Raw genomic sequence first — 2,545 nt, 5'->3', positions numbered from 1 at the left:
ACCAGATGCAGCGCATGGACCGCTACAAGGCGGTGCTGGCCGAGATGCAGGCCGCGGGCCTGGTCTACCCCTGCTACATGAGCATGGCCGAACTCGACGTGCTGCGCGAGAAGCAGATGGCCGCGAAGGAGAAGCCGCGCTACGATGGCACCTGGCGCCCCGAGCCCGGCAAGACGCTGCCGCCGGTGCCCGAAGGCGTGCAGCCGGTGCTGCGTTTCCGCAACCCGCAGGGCGGCGTCGTGGCCTGGGACGACAAGGTCAAGGGCCGCATTGAGATCGGCAACGACGAGCTCGACGACCTCGTGATCGCGCGGCCCGACGGCACGCCGACCTACAACTTCTGCGTTGTGGTCGACGACATCGACATGGCGATCACGCACGTGATCCGCGGTGACGACCACGTCAACAACACGCCGCGCCAGATCAACATCTTCCGTGCGCTCGGCAAGGAGCCGCCGGTGTATGCGCACCTGCCGACCGTGCTCAACGAGCAGGGCGAGAAGATGAGCAAGCGCAACGGCGCCAAGCCTGTGACGCAGTTCCGCGACGAGGGCTTCCTGCCCGAGGCGATGGTGAACTACCTCGCGCGCCTGGGCTGGAGCCATGGTGATGACGAGATCTTCTCGCGCGCGCAGTTCGTCGAGTGGTTCAACCTCGACCACCTGGGCCGCAGCGCGGCGCAGTTCGACGAGACCAAGCTGCGCTGGGTCAACGCGCAGCACCTGAAGGCGATGGCCGACGATGCGCTGGCGCCGCTGGTGGCCGCGCAATTGCAGAAGCGCGGCATTACGGCCGACGAGCGCCTGCCGGCGATCTGCGGTCTCTTCAAGGACCGCTGCGACACCACGGTCGCGCTGGCCGGATGGGCGGCTGCGTTCTATGCCGATGTGCATCCGAGCGATGCCGATCGCGCGCAGCATATTTCTGCTGCGGTGCGGCCGGCAATCGCCGAACTTGCGGATAAGCTATCGGCCGTCGCTTGGGACAAGGCAGCGATCGCATCGGCCATCAAGGAAGTGCTGGTTGCGCAAGGTCTCAAGATGCCGGCGTTGGCCATGCCGGTGCGAGTGCTCGTGATGGGCACGCCGCAGACACCATCTCTCGATTCGGTTCTCGCGCTTTTTTCTCGCGAAACTATTTTGAAGAGATTGAAGGAAGCCTGATTTTCGGGCTATAATTTGAGGCTCGACACCCAGGGGGGTATAGCTCAGCTGGGAGAGCGCTTGCATGGCATGCAAGAGGTCAGCGGTTCGATCCCGCTTACCTCCACCAACATGGTGTCGAGTTGTAGAGAGTTTGAGAAACAAGCGCTGATCTCAGCGCGGTTCCTAAGGTTTTGACCCTATCGTCTAGAGGCCTAGGACACCACCCTTTCACGGTGGCTACCGGGGTTCGAATCCCCGTAGGGTCGCCAGTTTCACTGCAAGGTGAAGCCGGCACAAGTCGCAGCACTTGGCTCCTTTCGGAGTGAACGTTGTCTACCAGGAGTGGTAGTTCAGTTGGTTAGAATACCGGCCTGTCACGCCGGGGGTCGCGGGTTCGAGTCCCGTCCACTCCGCCAGATTTTTCGTTAGAGATCAATGGGTTGCAAGCTTCGGCTCGCAGCCCATTTTGGTTTTTGGAATCTGATTCGGTCATCTTTGGAATATGAATCTATGAATCAGCCGGCCGGCGTGGCTTTCTTCGTCTGGCGGCGGTCGTAGACCCGGGTGATCATGGCGTCACTGGAGTGCAACGTGGCCTCCTTCGTGTCGGTGTCGCCGCGGTCCAGCTTGTCCGTTACGCCCTTGGGTCGGCAGTCCTGCAGGCTGAAATGTTCGAAGGGAAGCCCCAGCGCCTGCGCGTGAACCTCTGCGGTCGCCATGAGGGTGCCGAGCAGCTTCCCCCACCCCGACTTCGTGTAGCGCTGCCCCTGCAGGGGCCCGAACAACAGGAACGAGCCGGCCAGGTTGTTGCGCTTGATCGCCAGCACCTCGTCGATCGTCTCGCGTAGTTCGGGCGACCGCTCGATCAGGATCTTCGGCTTCGTCGGGTCCTTGGAGTCTGTCCAGAGGATACCGGTATCAGAGATTGCATCGCGGGTGATCTTGCGCACTTCAAACGACCGACGCACGCACAGCCACGCTGTCAATTCAGAGCGAAGGCGATGATGTGGTACGGGCCACCAAGCACGCGGCCGGTCGCGACCACGATCTCAAGCTCGTCGTGCGTCACGTAGCGCTTGGCTTCCTCGACCACCTTGTTGTGCGAGATCCGGTCGAAGGGGTTCGATTCGATCATCCCCTTGCGGATTGCGTACTCGAGGATCAGCCGAGCCAATGCGATTTCCTTGTTCGCCTTGACGGGGCGGGTGTGCTCGTAGTGTTCGAGGTACTTGTAGCCCATTGTGCGGGTGATCTCGGCCACCTCCAGATGGCCCATGGCCTCAACGAGCTTCTTGGCCTCTTCCTTGTTCTCCGCGATGGCGACTCCGCGCGCTTATTCGCCGCTGTTTCGGGCAAGCCTTCCTGCCAATCGAACCACGCATCGACCAGCCCCTTGAAGC

At 61.9% G+C, this 2,545-nt stretch carries 3 protein-coding genes and 3 tRNA genes; 4 read left to right on the top strand and 2 right to left on the bottom strand.

The window, feature by feature from the left end:
- From gltX to AC1DY5_RS50915, 4 genes are all read left to right on the top strand, one after another.
- The coding region (gene gltX / locus AC1DY5_RS50930; protein WP_478121897.1) for a glutamate--tRNA ligase at positions 1-1,163 on the top strand (1,163 nt) is incomplete at its 5' end.
- Between the two features lie 33 nt (positions 1,164-1,196).
- Positions 1,197-1,272 (top strand) — tRNA-Ala (locus AC1DY5_RS50925).
- A 66-nt stretch (positions 1,273-1,338) separates the two neighbouring features.
- Positions 1,339-1,414, top strand: a tRNA-Glu gene (locus AC1DY5_RS50920).
- A gap of 70 nt (positions 1,415-1,484) precedes the next feature.
- Positions 1,485-1,561 (top strand) — tRNA-Asp (locus AC1DY5_RS50915).
- 99 nt (positions 1,562-1,660) lie between these two features.
- Here the strand turns inward: AC1DY5_RS50915 and AC1DY5_RS50910 are convergent.
- Together AC1DY5_RS50910 and AC1DY5_RS50905 are read right to left on the bottom strand one after the other, a co-directional pair.
- A complete protein-coding gene (locus tag AC1DY5_RS50910; RefSeq protein ID WP_478121896.1) occupies positions 1,661-2,095 on the bottom strand; it encodes a site-specific integrase in 435 nt (144 codons plus the stop codon).
- Between the two features lie 32 nt (positions 2,096-2,127).
- Positions 2,128-2,421 (bottom strand): hypothetical protein, encoded by a 294-nt coding sequence (locus AC1DY5_RS50905; RefSeq protein WP_478121895.1) that lies wholly within the window; start codon positions 2,419-2,421, stop codon positions 2,128-2,130.
- Positions 2,422-2,545 lie beyond the last annotated feature (124 nt).

The organism is Variovorax sp. P4_D9, from assembly GCF_056401695.1.
This window is presented reverse-complemented; position numbering and strand designations above follow the sequence as displayed.